Origin of the sequence: Cryptosporangium arvum DSM 44712 (assembly GCF_000585375.1) — a bacterium.
In the GTDB taxonomy this organism is placed as follows: domain Bacteria; phylum Actinomycetota; class Actinomycetes; order Mycobacteriales; family Cryptosporangiaceae; genus Cryptosporangium; species Cryptosporangium arvum.
The window spans coordinates 8,339,577-8,354,875 of the sequence record NZ_KK073874.1 but is presented as its reverse complement, the minus strand read 5'-3'; the positions used below and the strand labels follow the sequence as shown (position 1 = coordinate 8,354,875).

Below are 15,299 nucleotides of genomic sequence, written 5' to 3'. Positions count from 1 at the left end.
CGCGGATGATCCGTAACGGAACCAGTCGTACGCTGGAGGCATGACTGCGATGGCGCCCAACCGCACGAGCCCGGACCTCTCGTACCTGCTCGACCACACGAGCCACGTGCTGCGGACCCGGATGGCGGCCGCGCTGGCGGAGATCGGGCTCACGGCCCGGATGCACTGCGTCCTCGTCCACGCGATCGAGGAGGAGCGGACCCAGGCCCAGCTCGCCGAGATCGGCGACATGGACAAGACCACGATGGTCGTCACGGTCGACGCTCTGGACGAGGCCGGCCTCGCCGAGCGTCGACCGTCCGGCACCGATCGCCGGGCTCGCATCATCGCTGTCACCGAGAAGGGCGTCGAGGTGGCGCGGCAGAGCCAGGAGATCGTCGACCGCGTGCACGCCGAAGCCCTCGGATCGCTGGCGGTCGAGGACCGGGACGCGCTGCTCGCGGCCTTGACCGCCCTGGCCACCGGCCACCTCGCCCAGCCCGCGGAGGGCCAGGCCCGCCGCGCCAGACAACGTTCGTGAGAGATTGTCTGCAACAAAACTATCTACTAAGGTCCTACCTGTAGCCAATACAGGAGGACCGTCATGTCCCGCTGGATCGCTCTCGGTGTGATCGCCACCGGCCTGTTGATGAGCGTGCTCGACGGCAGCATCGTCACGGTGGCGATGCCGGCCATCCAAGCCGACCTGGCGCTCTCGACCGCCGGCCTGAGCTGGGTGGTCAACGCCTACCTGATCGCGTTCGGCAGCCTGCTGCTGCTCGCCGGCCGCCTCGGAGACCTGATCGGCCGCAAACGCATGTTCCTGGCCGGCTCGATCGTGTTCACGCTCGCCTCGGTGCTCGCCGGGGCGGCGACCAGCCCGGCCGCCCTGATCGCGGCCCGCTTCCTGCAGGGCGTCGGCAGCGCGATGAGCGCAGCGGTCAGCCTCGGCATCCTCGTCACGCTGTTCACCGAGGCGAAGGAACGGTCGGTCGCGATCGCGGTGTTCAGCTTCACCGGGGCGGCCGGTGCCTCGATCGGCCAGGTGGTGGGCGGTGTTCTCACCGACGCGCTGAGCTGGCACTGGATCTTCCTCATCAACGCGCCGATCGGCGTCGCCGCGATCGCGCTGGCACTTCCGGCGCTGCCGGACGACCGCGGTATCGGACTGAAAGCCGGCGCCGACGTCCTGGGCGCGGTGCTGGTGACGTCCGGCCTGATGACGAGCATCTACGCGGTGGTGACCCGGTCCCCGCTCGTCGGCGTCGGCGGGCTCGCGCTGCTGGCCGGGTTCGTGGCCCGGCAGGCCACCGCGGCGACCCCGCTCATGCCGCTACGGATCTTCCGGACCCGGAGCGTCGCGGTGGCCAACGGCGTCCAGGTGCTGATGGTCGCGGTGCTGTTCAGCTTCCAGATCCTGTTCGCGCTGTACCTGCAGAACGTGCAGGGCTACGACGCCACCGAGACCGGGCTGGCCATGCTGCCGGCCGCGCTGACGATCGGGGCGGTCTCGCTCGGCGCCGCGGCGCGGCTCAACGCCCGGTTCGGGGAGCGGAGGGTTCTGCTCGCCGGCATCGGCCTGCTGATCCTGATGCTCGCGCTGCTCACCCGCGTCCCGGTGCGTGCCGACTACGTCACCGACCTGTTGCCGCTGATGGTGCTCGCGGCCGGCTTCGGGCTGGCGCTCCCCGCGCTGACGTCGCTCGGGATGTCGGGAGCGAAGGCCGACGACGCCGGGCTCGCGTCCGGGCTGTTCAACACCACGCAGCAGATCGGGATGGCGACGGGGATCGCGGTGCTCTCCACACTCGCCGCGGCACGCACCGAGTCGCTGCTCGACGACGGCCGGGCCGCGGCACTGACCGGCGGGTACCACGCGGCGTTCGCGGCCGGCACCGCGCTGCTCGTCGCCGCGTTCGTCCTCGCGTTCGCATTGCTCCGGCAACGCCACGAGGCCCCGGCGGAGGTCACTAGCCTGAACGTGTGACGGTCCAGCTTGTTCTGTTGGCCCGGGTGGCTCACCGCGGCGTGGACGTGGTCGGCCCCCGGGTGCAGCGTCTCCTCGCCCTGCTGGCCGGGGAGCTCCGGGCCGGGCCGAGCTCCGACCGGCTGATCGACGAGCTCTGGCCGGACGAGCGGCCGGAGCACCCGACCAAGGCGCTGCAGGCGCTGGTGTTCCGGGCCCGGGCGGCGCTCGGCCCTGATCTGATCGTGAGCACGCCGAGGGGTTACCGGCTCGCGCTGACCGAGGAGGACGTCGACGCGTCGGCGGTGCTGCTCCGAGCGTCGGAAGCGACCGCGGCGGCCCGGCGGGGCGCGCACCCGGCCGCGCTGGAGGCCGCCGAGGCCGGCCTCGCCCTCTTCGGTCCAGGCACCCCGCCCGCGGCCACCGATCCGCTCGGGGAACTACGCGCGCACCGGGCCGTCACCCGCGCGGTGCTCACCCGGGCCCGTGCGCTCGCGCTGGCGCGTCTCGAGCGGTGGGCCGACGCGATCGGCCCGCTCACCGAGCTCGCCGCCGAGGCACCGCGCGACGAGGAACTGCTGGCCCAGTTGCTCCGGGCCGAGGCCGCGACGCAGGGTCCGGCCGCCGCGCTGGCCCGCTACGACACCTACCGCCGCGCCCTGCGCGACGAGCTCGGCGCCGACCCGGGCCCGGAGCTGCAGGCCACGCACGCCGAGCTGCTCCGGCCGAAGGCCCGCACCGAGCACCACGGCATTCCGTTCGACCCCAACCCGCTGCTGGGCCGCGACGGCGACCTGGCCGCGGTCGCCGCGCTCGTCCGCACGTCCCGGGTCACGTCGATCATCGGCATCGGCGGGCTGGGCAAGACCCGGCTCGCGCAGGCGGTGGCCCGGGCGTCCGACCGCACCACCGTCCACTTCGTCCCGCTGGCCGGCGTGGTCACCGACGACGACGTCCTCGGTGAGGTGATGACGGCGCTCGGGGTCGTGGCCGGCCCCGGCGACGCCGTCGACAGCCTCACCGAGGCGCTGGGCCCGGCGCTGCTCGTGCTCGACAACTGCGAGCACGTGATCCGCGGCGCGGCCGAGCTGGTCCACCGCCTGGTGGCGCGGAGCCGGCAGCTGCGTGTGCTCACCACCAGCCGCACCCCGCTCGGCCTCTCGTCGGAGGCGGTCCATCTTCTGCCCGAGCTGAGCCCCGAGAACAGCGAGGAGCTGTTCCGCCAGCGGGCCCGGGCGGTGCGCCCCGGCGCCGACCTGCCCGACGACATCGTCCGCGAGGTCTGCGGTCACCTCGACGGCCTGCCGCTCGCCGTCGAACTGGCCGCGGCCCGGATCCGCGCGCTCTCCGTGCGCGACATCGCCGACCGGCTGAACAAGCGGTTCACGCTGCTGCGCGGCGGCTCCCGGGACGCCCCGGAACGGCACCGGACGCTCTCCGCGGTCATCGACTGGAGCTGGCATCTGCTGACCCCGTCGAGCCAGGCCGCGATGCGTGCGCTGTCGGTGTTCCCCGGCGGCTTCACCGGGGCGGCCGCCGAGAGCTTCGGCTTCGAGAGCGACACGCTCGAGCACCTCGTCGACCAGTCGCTGCTCACCGTCGTCGAAACCGGTTCCGAACTGCGTTTCCGCATGCTGGAGACGGTGCGTGAGTTCAGCGCGCTGCGCCGGGCCGAGTCCGGGGAGGCCGAAGCCGTCGACGACCGCTTCCTGTCCTGGGCCCGTGACGTCAGCGTCGCCAACCACGAGGGTCTGTTCGGGCCGGACTTCATCACCACGGTCCGGCGGATCCGCGCCGAGCAGGACAACCTCGCACTCGCCCTGCGGATCGCGGTCGAGCGGTCCGACGGCCCGAGCGTGGCCGCGACCGTCGCCGCGCTCGGTGGACTGTGGATGGTGGAGTCGAACCTCGGCAAGCTGTTGCCGCTCGTCGACGAGCCGGCCTGGGCGCTGTCGCACTACCGCCCCGAACCGGGGAGCGTCGAGGTGGCGCGGGCCGCGATGGTGCTCATCGCGATCAGCGCCGGGCTGCTCCAACCGGAGCGGGCGGGCCGGTCGATCGTCACCGCGCGCCGACTCCCGCCGACCGCCCCGACGACGCTGATCAGCGCGGCCGACACCGTGCTGCGCTGCGACGGCCCGGACGAGGTGCGGGCGCTGGCCGAGCGGCCGGAGCCGATGCTGGCCGCGGTGGCCAACAGCGTGCTGAGCTACACCGCCGAGGGCGCAGGCGATCGGGTGGCGGCGCTGGCCGCGGCGGAGCGGGCGCTGCACGTGCTGGGCGACGCCGGTAACCGGTGGATCCGCGCGGCCGCGCACTCCCGCGTCGGCGAGCTGCTCGACATCGACCGCACCGAGGAGGCGCGGATGCACTTCGGCGTCGTGCTCGAGGTCTTCAACGAGCTGGGGGCCTGGGCGACCGCGACCCGGATCCGGTGGGCGCTCGTCTTCGCGAACCTGTGCGCGGGCCGGATCGACGAGGCCGAGCAGTGGCTGGCCGAGTGCATGCGCCACGACCCGGACGAGCGCACCACGATGTACGGGTTCGACCTCGCGCTCCGGGCCGAGCTCGCGCTCCAGCGGGGCGACGCCGAGACCGGCCTGACGATGTGGCGGTCGGTCGTCGACATCGCCAAGGTCTCCGACGACGCGACGTCGTCGGGGCTGTCCTGGGCGGCGGAGGCCCAGGCCGCCGCGGTGCTGGCCCACGCGGGGGCCGACCGGCTCGACCTGGTCGCCGCGATCGACCCCGCGACGCTCCTGGCCGGCAACCCGGCGCCGACGCTGTCCGCCTGCGCCGCGGTGCTCTCGGCGCTCGCGGCCGTGCGGGCGGATGCCGAGCTGGTCGCCCTGGCCGAGCGGTGCGGCGCCGTGGGCGGCTTCCCGTCGTCGGTCTCCGGTATCGCCCGCGTCCGCGACCGGGTCGCCGACACCGACGCCTACCGGGCGGCGGTCGAGAAGTACGCCACGCTCACGCGGGACGAGCTCCCGACCGTCGCCCAGGACGTGCTGGCCGCCGACGCCGCGCTCAGCGGACGCGGATCTTCCGGAACGCCGCCCGCGACCATCCGTAGCCGACGAGCGTGAGCGCGACGCACCAGGCGACCGCGACCCACCCGTCGGAACCGACCGCCGCACCGGAGAACAGCGCCCGGATCGCATCGATGAGCACCGTGAACGGCTGATTCTCGGCGAACCAGCGGATCGCGCCGGACATCGTGTCGGTGGGGACGAACGCGCTGCTGATGAACGGCAGCAGCTGGATGATGATCAGGAAGCCGCCGGTCGAGTCGACGGTCGGCGCGGCGAGTCCGACGGCGACCGAGAGCCACGCCAGCGCCAGCGACATCAGCGTCACCAACCCGAGCACGGCCAGCCAGTCCAGCGGCCCGGCGTCGGGCCGGAACCCCAGAGCCAGCGAGACGCCGAGCACCAGCGCGATGCTGACGAGCGTCCGGACCAGCGCGGCCAGCACGTGACCGGTCAGCACCGACGACGGCGCGATCGCCATCGTGCGGAACCGCTGGATCACGCCCTCGGTCATGTCCTGGTTCACCGCCAGCGTCGTCGACTGCACGCCGTAGGCGATCGTCATCAGCAGGATGCCCGGGACGAGGTAGTCGATGTACTCGCCGTCGCCCGCCGCGGCCTGCCCGAGGGCGCGGAACACGCCGACGAACAGCAGCAACAGGAACACCGGGATGAGCACCGAGACCATGATCGCGGTCGGATTCCGGAGCAGGTGCTTGATGTTCCGCTGGAACATCGTGGCGGAGTCGCTCAGGGCGTACGTCATCGAACCGTCTCCTTCTTCGCGGTGGGGGCGCCGGTGAGGGCGAAGAACACGTCGTCGAGGTCCGGCGTGTGCAGCGACAGTTCCTCGACCTCGATCGAGGCGGCGGACAGGCGGTCGAGCAGCGCCTGCAGTGCGCGGACGTTGCCGTTGCCGGGCACGGTCAGCGCCAAGCCGTCCCGCTCGGCGTCGGGGAGGACGGCGGCGGCGGCCTCCAGCGCGGTGAGGTCGGCGAACACCAGGCGGACGTGACCGCCGGAGACCTGACGCTTCAGCTCGTCCGGCGTGCCCAGGGCGACCAGTTTGCCGTGGTCGAGTACCGCGACGCGGTCGGCGAGCTGGTCGGCCTCCTCCAGGTACTGGGTGGTGAGGAAGATCGTCACGCCGTCGGCCACGAGCCGCCGGATGACCTCCCACATCGTCTGCCGGCTGCGCGGGTCGAGGCCGGTCGTCGGCTCGTCGAGGAAGATGATCCGGGGATCACCGACGAGCGTCATCGCCAGGTCCAGGCGACGCCGCATGCCTCCCGAGTACGCGGAGGCCTGCTTGTTCGCGGCGTCGGCCAGGTCGAACCGCTCCAGCAGTTCCTGGGTGCGACGCCGGCCGTCGGCACGTCCGAGGTGGTGCAGCCGGGCCATGAGCATCAGGTTCTCGGCGCCGGTGAGCAGGCCGTCCACCGCGGAGAACTGGCCGGTCACGCCGATCACCTTGCGCACGGCGTCGGGGTTCTTCGTCGGGTCGGCCCCGGCGACACGCACGTCCCCGGCGTCCGGCGAGTGCAGCGTCGACAGGATGTGCACCGTCGTGGTCTTGCCGGCGCCGTTCGGGCCGAGCAGTGCGAACGTCGTTCCGGCGGCTACCTCGAAGTCGATGCCGTCGAGCACGACCTGCTCGCCGAACGACTTGCGCAGCCCGGCGACTGCGATCGCCGGCTGGGGACTGGTCACGGTTCCTCCTCCGTCATGGGCTTGCCGATGACGATCGGGGACCGTGGCTCCGTCGCGGTTCCGCCGTGGTTCCGTCGCGTTCCACGGCGGTTCCACGACCGCGCGGTCGGCCGCCGGCCGCGGAACCGCCCACGGTCAGCGGAGGCGGACTCTGGCGGTGGTCACCGCGACGGCCAGGGCGAGGAGAGCGGCCGAGACCGCGGTGACGGCCAGCGGGCTCGGGCCGCCGGGGACCGCGCTCAGGTAGTCGAGGAAGGCGAACTCGTTGACCACGCACCACCAGAGGGTCAGGTAGAGCGCCTGGAACAGCCGGGGGACGCCGCTGACCAACCCCAGCAGCAGTGCCAGCGACGGCACGAACAGCGCGCCGGACCACGCCTCCGGGGCGCTGCGCACGATCGCCGCGCCGCCGACCGCGGCCGTGAACGCCACGCCGGCCACCCACTCGGCCAGCAGCCGGGCCACCGGCCGCGGGGCGGCGGCCAGCAGGGCGTCGACGCCGACGTCGCGGCCCTGCAGGCCGAGGCGTGACCACACCAGTACCGGCCAGCCCCACGACGCCAGCAGCAACGCCCGCGACGGCACGAAGATCGCCGCCACGAACAGCACCGCGGCCACCGCCCACCACCACCGTGAGACACCGGACAGCAGCACCCTGGCCTCTCCGACGACCAGCCGGGCGAGGGTCGAAGGAGCCGCCTCGGCACCGCGCGCGTAGGCGACCGGAGCGGCGTGATCAGCGTTGTAGGGGTGAGCGGGAACCGTCCGCGGCGGGCCACCGGACGACCGGAGCGGGCTCAGGCGCGCGAACCAGAGCGCGGGCACCACGGCCACCACCACCGCGGCGAGCACGAGCAGCGCACGCTGGCCGACGAACTCCGCGGTGACCGGCAGCCCGGTCCAGACGAACGTGGTCGGCGGGGTGTCGAGGTACATGAAGCCGATCGCACCCTCCTCCGGACGCAGGCCCTGGGCCGTCATCGCGGTACGCAGCGAGTCGGTGAGCAGGCCGGTGCCGAGGCCGCCGAGCGGGGCGGTCGGCGACTGCGCGGCGATCATCCCGACCAGCGCGACGCCGAACCAGACGACGTTGCCGAAGCCTCCGCGCAGCCCGGGAACGGTCTCCCAGAGCACCGCGAGCGCCGCGGTGACCGCGAGCACCGGCAGCGTGAACAGCACGAACGGCGCGAGCAACGCGACCGGGGACAGCGCGGCCGACTCGCCCCGCGCCAGCTGCATGATCACCGCGGTGAGCGCGAGCGCCCCGGCCATCGACGCCAGCACGAGGAAGTTGCCGAGGAACGTGCCCACCAGGTACGACGCGCTGCGTATGCGGGAGGCGACGAGCAGTTCGCGTACGCCGGTGGCCCGGTCCTGCGCGAGCGCGGTCCGCACCACGAAGAAGCCGCCGACGCACAGCCAGAGCGCGCCGGCCAGCGCGGCGACCGTGCCGGTGTACGCGCTGTTGTAGACGCCGCGGTAACCACCGAGGCTGACGATCGTCCAGTGTGAATCGGGCGCCGGGATCGCCAGGTAGCCCAGGCCGACCGCGGCGATCAGGACGACCGCGTAGGCGGGGCGGCGGCGACGTTCGCGGAACCCGGCTCTGGCCACGGCGAGGATCATCGGACCAGGCCCAGGTAGGCGTCCTCGATGTCGGGGGTGGCCGGCTCGGCGTCGGCGCCCGGCGGGGACGGTGCGAGCACCCGCACCCGTACCCCGGACGGTGTGCGGATCAGCCTCGTGACCACGTGCCCCGCCTGCACCGCGGGCACGTCGGCCGGGGCGACGGTCATCTCCCACACCTGCCCGGCCACCGTGCCGAGCAGCCGGTCGAGGCTCCCGCGGTGCACCAGGCGGCCGCCGGCGAGCACCGCGATGTCGTCGGTGACGGTCTCCAGGTCCGATACGATGTGCGTCGACAACACCACCACCCGGTCGGACGCCAGATCGCTGAGCAGCGTGCGGAAACGGACCCGTTCCTGCGGGTCGAGACCGGCGGTCGGCTCGTCGACGACGATCACCCGCGGGTCGGCGAGCAGCGCCTGGGCGATGCCGACACGGCGCAGCATGCCGCCGGAGTAGCCGCCCAGCGGGCGCTTGGCCGCCGCGCTCAGGTTCACCAGCTCGAGCAGCTCCGGGATCCGCCGGCGCGCCGAGCGCTTCGACAGGCCCTTGACCGCGGCGAGATAGGACAGGAACTCGACCGCGGTCAGGTGCGGGTGCACGCCGAAGTCCTGCGGCAGGTAGCCGAGCGTGCGACGCAGCGCGTCCGGCCGTTTCACCACGTCGACGCCGTCGAACAGCACGTGGCCCCGGGTCGGCCTGGTCACGGTCGCGGCGATCCGCATCAGCGACGACTTGCCGGCGCCGTTCGGGCCGAGCAGGCCGAGCACACCGGCGTCGAGGCGCAGCGTGACGTCGTCGACCGCGCGTGGTTTGGTGCGGTAGTCCTTGGCGAGTTCGACGAGTTCCAGCATCACGCGGCCTTCCGGATCTGGGTGGTACGCGCCCGGACGGTGATCGTGCGTTCGCTCGTGGGGTCGTTCGGCGCGGTGCAGGCGCAGTCGACCCGGTAGGTCTCCCGGCCCTTCGGGAGCGCGACCGTGGCCCGGTCGGTCGCCTGGACGTCGACGCGCTCCGGAGCCGCGCGGAAACCGAGCTCGACCCGGGTCCCGGACGCGGCCGTGACGTCGCCCGCCGTGGCGCCGGTGACGGTCACCGACTCCTCGGCCCGCAGGCGCAACACCCCGGAGGGGTCCTCGACACGCAGCCAGCTGCCGGTGACCGTGGCGGTCAGCGGGCCGGCCGGGGCGACGGCGCGGACCGGCGAGTCGCTCGTGATCGTCACCGCGGCGCCGGCCGGGACCTGCACGACGTGCAGGCCGCTGCAGTCCGGCACGAAACCGCTGCAGGTGACGCGCAGCGTCAGCCGGTTGCCGCTCATCGACCAGGACGCCTGCCCGTCGGCGGTGGCTTTGCCGGTGAGCTCGCGGTCGACGCCGACCTCGTCGTCGTCACCGGCGACGAGCCGGACGCTGGTGCCCGTCGCGTCGACGACGAGCGCCGTACCGGACAGCGGGAACGAACGCTGGTCCCGGCTGGTCTCGTTGATCGAGCTCACGTCGGTGCAGGCGGCGCTGAGGACGACCGCCGCCAGGATCGGTGCCAGGCGAAATCTCATGCGACCGAGCACACCAGCGGGGCCGGGGCCGCCACACGGACCGTAGCCATCGCATCCCGGTAGACCTGGCTCTACCGACAACGCGCCGGGCAGGCGGTTCACTGGCGCCGGTGAACGTTCTCGACCGTCGATACCTGCTCACCGTCGGGCCGTGGCGCGCGATCGGGTACCTGGCGTCGACGGTGCCGGTCGGGGTGGCGGCCGCGGTCCCGTTCGGTCTGCTCGGCCTGCCGCTGCTGCTGGCCTACTCCCGGCTCCAGCCGATCTGGATCCTGCCCGGGCTGGCGCTGCTCGTCGGCCTCGGCCCGTTGGTGGCGATGCCGCTGGCCGACGTCGAGCGGGCGCGGCTGCGGTTGCTGGGGTACCGGGCCGTCCGCTCCGGGCACCGGCCGGTCCGGGCCGAACGCTGGCTCCGCACGCGCTACACCGAGGCCGCCACCTGGCGTGAGGTCGCCTACGCCGTGCTGCTCCTGACCGCGGGTCCGGTGCTCTACGGTGCCCTGTGCCTCGTGCTGGTGCTGACCGTGAGCTGGCTGTTCGCCCCGCTGGCCGTGGGGGACGGGCCGGTGGCGCTCGGGGTGGGGACGGCGTCCACGGTCTCCGAGGCGCTGCCGTACACGGTCGTGGGCCTGACCTTCCTGCCCGCGCTGCCGTACCTGCTCGGGGTCGCGGCCTGGGCGCACGCCGCCGCCGCGCGGGCGCTGGTCGGCGAGTCCGAGGAGCTGATCGAGGTGACGCGGTCGCGGGCCCGGCTCGTCGACGCGTTCGAGGCCGAGCGGACGCGGATCGAACGTGACCTGCACGACGGCACCCAGCAGCGGCTGGTCAGCCTCTCGCTGCAACTCGGCGTGGCCAGGCTGCTGCTCGACGACGGCTCGCCCGCGTCGGAGGCCGTCGCCGACGCCCACCAGCAGGCCAAGAACCTGATGGTGGAGGTCCGTGAGCTCATCCACGGCATCCGCCCCCAGCTGCTCACCGATCTCGGGCTGCCCGACGCCGTCCGCGAGCTGGCCGACCGCGGCGCGGTGCCGGTCACCGTGCACACGTCGCTGCCGGGACGGCCGGCGTCGCACGTCGAGAGCACGGCGTACTTCGTCGTCGCCGAGGCGCTGACGAACGTCGCGAAGCACAGCGGGGCGTCGTCCGCCGCGGTGACGTTCCGTCAGGAGGGTGAGCTCCTCACGGTCGTGGTCCGGGACGACGGGTGCGGCGGCGCGTCGCCCGACCGCGGCACCGGCCTCACCGGGCTGGCCGACCGGGTCGGGGCGGCCGGCGGCCGGCTGCTGCTGTCCAGTCCGGACGGCGGACCGACGACGATGCGGGTGGAGCTGCCGTGGAACTGATTCGAACGGTGCTGGCCGAGGACGGTGTGCTGCTCCGCGAAGGGCTCGCCGGGGTGCTGGGCCGGTTCGGGTTCGACGTGGTGGCCGCGGTCGGTGATGCCGACGCCCTGCTGGCCGCGGCGGCCCGGCTGGAGCCACAGCTGGTGATCACCGACGTGCGGATGCCGCCGGGTTTCCTCGACGAAGGGCTGCGCGCCGCCCTCACGCTGCGTGAACGTCGTCCGGAGCTGGCCGTGGTGGCGCTCAGCCAGTTCGTGCAGCACGCGTACGCGACCGACCTGCTGGAGTCCGCGGACGGCCACCGGGTCGGCTACCTGCTCAAAGACCGGGTCGTGGACGTCGGGGACTTCGTCGCCGCGCTGCGCAGGGTCGTCGACGGCGGCACGGTCGTCGACCCGGACGTCGTCCGGCAGCTCCTGCGGCGGCGCAACGACCCGGTGAGCCGGCTCTCGGACCGGGAACGGGTCGTGCTCGAGCTCGTCGCCGAGGGGCACTCCAACGCCACGATCGCGCGTCGGCTGTTCCTGTCGGAGGCCGCGGTCGGCAAACACGTCGGCAACGTGCTGACGAAGCTCGACCTGCCCCCGGCCACCGACGGGAACCGCCGCGTGCTGGCCGTCCTGACCTGGCTACGCAGCCGGGGCTGACCGGCGCAGCACCGCGTAGCGGATATGTGACTGCTCGTTCTCGCCCACCGTGACCAGCTCGAACCCGACCGTGGTGAGCATCTCCACGGCGGCCATCACCCGGGCCAGCTGCTCCACCCAGCGCAACCCGGACCCGACGATCACCAGGTGCCGGTGCGGGTACCGGCGGGGATCGAACTGCTGGGCGAGGATCGCCTCCGCGTTCACCTGAAAGGTCTGCACCGGGTCGCCGAACATGGCCGTCACCGTAGCGCGGTCACCTCGGCGCACTCCGGCTGTGCTGCGAACGGACGCCATCGACGACATCGAGACGTTCTACCTGGCGCTCGGCTTCCGCACCACCTACGAGCAGCACAAACCCCACCCGTACGTGGTGGTGCGACGAGCGGACGTGGGGCTGCACTTCTTCGCGATGCCCGGGTTCGAGCCGGCGCAGTCGTACGGGTCGTGTCTGGTGGTGACGCCGGACGTCGCGGGTATGCACCGGGCCTTCGCTGCGGGCATGCGTGCCGCCTACGGCAAGGTGCTGGTGTCGGGCGTTCCGCGGATGACCAGGCCGACTCCCGCGGGGAGACCGCGCAGGGAGCCCGGATCCTCGACACCGCGTTGACACGGCCCGACGCCGCCGACGACCCGGTCGCGGGTGTCGTCCTCACCCCGGAGGAGCGGGAGCGCGCGGCCGACGCGCTCGAGAATGCCGCCGATCTCGTGCAACCCGAATCGGACCCGTCCGCATCTGGAGGGTGAGACGCGAGAGCAGGAGGTTCGGTGACCACCGACGACGAGGCGTACCTGGAGTACGTCGACCGGGTCTTACCGAGTTTGCGGCGGGTCGCCTACCTGCTGTGCCAGGACTGGCATCGAGCCGACGACCTCGTCCAGGGCACGCTGGAGCGGGTGTACCGGCACTGGGGGAAGGCGGGCCGGGCCCGGGAGCCGATCGCCTACGCGCGGACCGTGCTGGTCCGCGTCTTCCTGGGCGAGCAGCGCACGGGCTGGGCCCGCCGGGTGGTGCTGCTCGACCGGCCACCCGAGCTGGCCACCCCCGGGCCCGACGTGGCCGAACGGTTGCTCGTGGAGGACGCGCTCCGCGCCCTGCCGCCGCGCCAGCGGGCGGTGCTGGTGCTGCGCTTCTACTGCGACCTCTCGGTGGAGCAGACCGCCGAGACCCTGCATTGCCGTCCGGGCACGGTGAAGAGCCAGGCCGCCCGCGGCCTGGCCAAGCTGCGCGAAGCCCTGACGGAGAACGACACCGCCGCGGCGACGAGGAGCTGATGATGGACGACTACCGGGCCGCGACGCTGCTGCGCACCCTCGTCGCCGACGAACCACCGCCCAGCCGGGTCGATCCGCGGCGGGCGATCGCCGGCGTGAAGCGTCGCCGCCGCCGGAACCGGATCGCCGGGCTGACGTCGGGCGCGTTCGTCGTCGCGCTGGGCCTCGTGCTGGCCCTGCTCCCGACGCTGCGCAACGACGAGCCGACGTCGGTCGCGGCCGCGCCGGCGGAGTTCAACCCGTCGCCGAGGCACGTGTTCGACCCGACCCGGTTCGCGCTCGAACTCACCTGGCGCCCCGAGGGCGTGGTCGCCGAAGAGCACGAGTCCGCCACCACCTACCAGCGGATCACGCTGCTGGGGAAGGGAAACGCGCCGCTGGCCACGCTGAGCATCAACGGCACCGGGCAGGTGCTGCCGAGCGAAGAGTGGCCGTCCACGAACGCCGCGAGCATCTACGGCGACGGCAACCCCAGCCACTGGCTCCGCCCCGACCCGAAGTCGGACCGCGCCGGCGAGCTCTGGTGGTTCTGGGGCCCGACCGCGTGGGCCGTCGTCAAGATCTACGACTCGTCCGACCCGGTCGAGCTGGCCGTCCGGCTGGCCAAGGCGCTGCGGACCACGGGGAACACCCCGGTGCGGATGCCGTTCACCGTCCCGGCGCCCGGGGGGCTGAAACTGGCCAGGGCCGCGACGATGACCGGCCCCGACGGCCGTTACGCCGGTGTGCTCAAGTTCAGCTCCGACGGCCGCTGGCTGTACGGGAGCTGGGTGACGGTCTCGGCCACGAACGACCAGGACGCCGTGCGCTCGTCGACCCCGTACGTGCTGGCCGGCGACGACGAGCACGACAGCGGGGCGACGAACACGGTGCCCGACGACGCCGCCGTCGTGCGTCCGACCACGAAGGACGTGGTGGGCGTCGTCCCGGTGGCCGTGACGGGCTCCGGGCCGGTGATCGAGCCCGACGTCGCCCGGCGCGCCGCGTCCACGGTGAAACTGGTCGACGACCCCGGCGATCCGAACAACTGGAAGCGCCCGTTCGTCGGCTAGGGCTTGAGGACGAGTTTGCCGACGGTCTCGCGGGCCTCGAGGCGTCGCAGCACCGGCCTGACGTCGGACAGCACCTGGTATTCCGCGAACACCGAGCCGGGCGGCTCGCCGTCCCTGCCGCACCCGTCCGCCGGGCCCCGGCGACGTTGACCGGTGGGGTCAGTGGCCGCCGAGGTCGACGTGGCCGTTCGCGGCCAGCCAGGTGACCGATTCGTGGAGGGCGTCCAGCGCGGTGTACTTCGGCGCGTAGCCGAGCACCGTGCGGGCGCGCGTGATGTCGGCGGTGATGCTGCGCTCGATGTGGTCGCGCGTCACCCCGGCGTGCTCCGGCCCCACCCGCTCCTCGAACTCGGCCCACTCGACCAGCTCGAGCACCGGCTCGCGGCCGAACCAGGCCGCGGCACCGGCGGCGAGCCCACGCGAGGTCATCGCCCGCTCGGCCACCACGTGGAAACTGGACCCCACCGCGTCGGGCCGGGTCAGTGCCTTCTCGAACGCCTGGGCGACGTCGTCGGCGTGGACGTGGTGCAGCACGCCGAGCCCGAGGGCCGGCAGGGCGAGCGGCTCACCGGTGGCCAGCCGTCGCCAGACGTCCGGGTCGAGGTTCCCGGCGGGGGTGATCACCGGCCAGCCCGGGCCGGAGATGTGCCCGGGGTGCAGCACCACGGTCGGCACGCCGGTGTCCTGCAGCAGCAGCTCCTCGGCCGCGACCTTGCCGGTGCCGTACTCCCCGTAGCCCGTTCGCGGCTCGTCCTCGGTGATCGGCACCCCGGCGGCGCGGCCGTGGACCCAGATCGTTCCGCAGTGCAGCAGCAGCGGCCGGGTCGGCCGCAGCGCCTCGACGAGCTGCCGGGCCGAGTCGGGCGTGAAGCAGATGAGGTCGACGACCGCGTCGGGCTCCAGCTGCGCCACCCGCGTGCCGAACGTCCCGGCCGCGTCCTCCGCGTCCCGGTCCACGGTCAGCCGCTGGACGGACTGCCACTCCGGAGCTTCGTGGTACGGCGCGCGCTCACCCCGGCTCAGCGCGACCACCTCGTACCCGGCGCGCACCAGCCGCGGCACCAGATAGCTGCCTATGTGCCCCGTAGCCCCGATCACCACTACCCGTCGCATA

Annotated in this window: 16 protein-coding genes; 9 read left to right on the top strand and 7 right to left on the bottom strand. The window is 73.1% G+C overall.

Features of this window, described 5'->3' with window-relative positions; genetic code table 11:
- Positions 1 to 40 precede the first annotated feature (40 nt).
- The 3 genes from CRYAR_RS38155 (at position 41) to CRYAR_RS38145 (ending at position 5,031) form a co-directional block, all read left to right on the top strand.
- A complete protein-coding gene (locus CRYAR_RS38155; RefSeq protein WP_035858113.1) occupies positions 41 to 520 on the top strand; it encodes a MarR family winged helix-turn-helix transcriptional regulator in 480 nt (159 codons plus the stop codon).
- Positions 521 to 583: 63 nt separating this feature from the next.
- Positions 584 to 1,966, top strand: coding sequence for an MFS transporter (locus CRYAR_RS38150; RefSeq protein WP_035858109.1), 1,383 nt, complete (start codon positions 584 to 586; stop codon positions 1,964 to 1,966).
- Positions 1,963 to 5,031: an ATP-binding protein gene (locus tag CRYAR_RS38145; RefSeq protein ID WP_051571476.1), complete on the top strand. Its 3,069-nt coding sequence runs from the start codon at positions 1,963 to 1,965 to the stop codon at positions 5,029 to 5,031. The genes CRYAR_RS38150 and CRYAR_RS38145 overlap by 4 nt, the downstream gene beginning before the upstream one ends.
- On the opposite strand, the gene CRYAR_RS38140 is transcribed toward CRYAR_RS38145, so the two are convergent.
- From CRYAR_RS38140 to CRYAR_RS38120, 5 genes are all read right to left on the bottom strand, one after another.
- On the bottom strand, positions 4,973 to 5,740 hold the full coding sequence (locus CRYAR_RS38140) for an ABC transporter permease (protein ID WP_035858107.1): 768 nt from the start codon (positions 5,738 to 5,740) through the stop codon (positions 4,973 to 4,975). The genes CRYAR_RS38145 and CRYAR_RS38140 overlap by 59 nt on opposite strands.
- Positions 5,737 to 6,684 carry a daunorubicin resistance protein DrrA family ABC transporter ATP-binding protein gene (locus tag CRYAR_RS38135; protein ID WP_035858105.1) on the bottom strand — a complete coding sequence of 316 codons (948 nt, stop codon included), beginning with the start codon at positions 6,682 to 6,684 and terminating at the stop codon, positions 5,737 to 5,739. Before CRYAR_RS38135 ends, CRYAR_RS38140 begins: the two co-directional genes overlap by 4 nt.
- Positions 6,685 to 6,819: 135 nt before the next feature.
- Positions 6,820 to 8,310 carry an ABC transporter permease gene (locus CRYAR_RS38130; protein ID WP_035858102.1) on the bottom strand — a complete coding sequence of 497 codons (1,491 nt, stop codon included), beginning with the start codon at positions 8,308 to 8,310 and terminating at the stop codon, positions 6,820 to 6,822.
- The gene (locus CRYAR_RS38125; protein ID WP_035869492.1) at positions 8,307 to 9,164 is read right to left on the bottom strand and encodes an ABC transporter ATP-binding protein; all 858 of its coding nucleotides are present in this window, start codon (positions 9,162 to 9,164) and stop codon (positions 8,307 to 8,309) included. Before CRYAR_RS38125 ends, CRYAR_RS38130 begins: the two co-directional genes overlap by 4 nt.
- The gene (locus CRYAR_RS38120; protein WP_157018392.1) at positions 9,164 to 9,868 is read right to left on the bottom strand and encodes a hypothetical protein; all 705 of its coding nucleotides are present in this window, start codon (positions 9,866 to 9,868) and stop codon (positions 9,164 to 9,166) included. The genes CRYAR_RS38125 and CRYAR_RS38120 overlap by 1 nt, the downstream gene beginning before the upstream one ends.
- A gap of 110 nt (positions 9,869 to 9,978) precedes the next feature.
- Here CRYAR_RS38120 and CRYAR_RS38115 point away from each other — a divergent pair, with 110 nt between their 5' ends.
- Positions 9,979 to 11,211, top strand: a complete 1,233-nt coding sequence (locus tag CRYAR_RS38115; protein ID WP_211247841.1) for a sensor histidine kinase — start codon at positions 9,979 to 9,981, stop codon at positions 11,209 to 11,211.
- Positions 11,211 to 11,858, top strand: coding sequence for a LuxR C-terminal-related transcriptional regulator (locus CRYAR_RS38110; protein ID WP_157018805.1), 648 nt, complete (start codon positions 11,211 to 11,213; stop codon positions 11,856 to 11,858). The genes CRYAR_RS38115 and CRYAR_RS38110 overlap by 1 nt, the downstream gene beginning before the upstream one ends.
- On the opposite strand, the gene CRYAR_RS38105 is transcribed toward CRYAR_RS38110, so the two are convergent.
- Positions 11,841 to 12,095, bottom strand: a complete 255-nt coding sequence (locus CRYAR_RS38105; protein WP_035858097.1) for a hypothetical protein — start codon at positions 12,093 to 12,095, stop codon at positions 11,841 to 11,843. The genes CRYAR_RS38110 and CRYAR_RS38105 overlap by 18 nt on opposite strands.
- Before the next feature lie 40 nt (positions 12,096 to 12,135).
- Between CRYAR_RS38105 and CRYAR_RS38100 the strand changes: the two genes are divergently transcribed.
- Genes CRYAR_RS38100 through CRYAR_RS38090 form a run of 4 tightly spaced genes read left to right on the top strand, consistent with a single transcriptional unit; the run spans position 12,136 to position 14,185 of the window.
- Complete coding sequence (locus tag CRYAR_RS38100) at positions 12,136 to 12,468, top strand: VOC family protein (RefSeq protein ID WP_051571475.1); 333 nt, start codon at positions 12,136 to 12,138, stop codon at positions 12,466 to 12,468.
- The gene (locus tag CRYAR_RS51405; protein WP_211247840.1) at positions 12,465 to 12,605 is read left to right on the top strand and encodes a hypothetical protein; all 141 of its coding nucleotides are present in this window, start codon (positions 12,465 to 12,467) and stop codon (positions 12,603 to 12,605) included. Before CRYAR_RS38100 ends, CRYAR_RS51405 begins: the two co-directional genes overlap by 4 nt.
- Positions 12,606 to 12,626: 21 nt before the next feature.
- Entirely contained in the window at positions 12,627 to 13,133 is a 507-nt protein-coding gene (locus CRYAR_RS38095; RefSeq protein WP_157018390.1) for a SigE family RNA polymerase sigma factor, read from the top strand.
- A 2-nt stretch (positions 13,134 to 13,135) separates the two neighbouring features.
- Positions 13,136 to 14,185: a hypothetical protein gene (locus CRYAR_RS38090; RefSeq protein WP_035858095.1), complete on the top strand. Its 1,050-nt coding sequence runs from the start codon at positions 13,136 to 13,138 to the stop codon at positions 14,183 to 14,185.
- A gap of 159 nt (positions 14,186 to 14,344) precedes the next feature.
- On the opposite strand, the gene CRYAR_RS38085 is transcribed toward CRYAR_RS38090, so the two are convergent.
- Positions 14,345 to 15,298, bottom strand: a complete 954-nt coding sequence (locus CRYAR_RS38085; protein ID WP_035858093.1) for an NAD-dependent epimerase/dehydratase family protein — start codon at positions 15,296 to 15,298, stop codon at positions 14,345 to 14,347.
- Position 15,299 lies beyond the last annotated feature (1 nt).

Coding starts and splice junctions, on each gene's coding strand:
- CRYAR_RS38090 (WP_035858095.1), top strand. CDS start 13,136: ATGGACGACTACCGGGCCGCGACGCTGCTGCGCACCCTCGTCGCCGAC.
- CRYAR_RS38120 (WP_157018392.1), bottom strand. CDS start 9,868: ATGAGATTTCGCCTGGCACCGATCCTGGCGGCGGTCGTCCTCAGCGCC.
- CRYAR_RS38125 (WP_035869492.1), bottom strand. CDS start 9,164: ATGCTGGAACTCGTCGAACTCGCCAAGGACTACCGCACCAAACCACGC.
- CRYAR_RS38155 (WP_035858113.1), top strand. CDS start 41: ATGACTGCGATGGCGCCCAACCGCACGAGCCCGGACCTCTCGTACCTG.
- CRYAR_RS38085 (WP_035858093.1), bottom strand. CDS start 15,298: ATGCGACGGGTAGTGGTGATCGGGGCTACGGGGCACATAGGCAGCTAT.
- CRYAR_RS38105 (WP_035858097.1), bottom strand. CDS start 12,095: ATGTTCGGCGACCCGGTGCAGACCTTTCAGGTGAACGCGGAGGCGATC.
- CRYAR_RS38140 (WP_035858107.1), bottom strand. CDS start 5,740: ATGACGTACGCCCTGAGCGACTCCGCCACGATGTTCCAGCGGAACATC.
- CRYAR_RS38150 (WP_035858109.1), top strand. CDS start 584: ATGTCCCGCTGGATCGCTCTCGGTGTGATCGCCACCGGCCTGTTGATG.
- CRYAR_RS38130 (WP_035858102.1), bottom strand. CDS start 8,310: ATGATCCTCGCCGTGGCCAGAGCCGGGTTCCGCGAACGTCGCCGCCGC.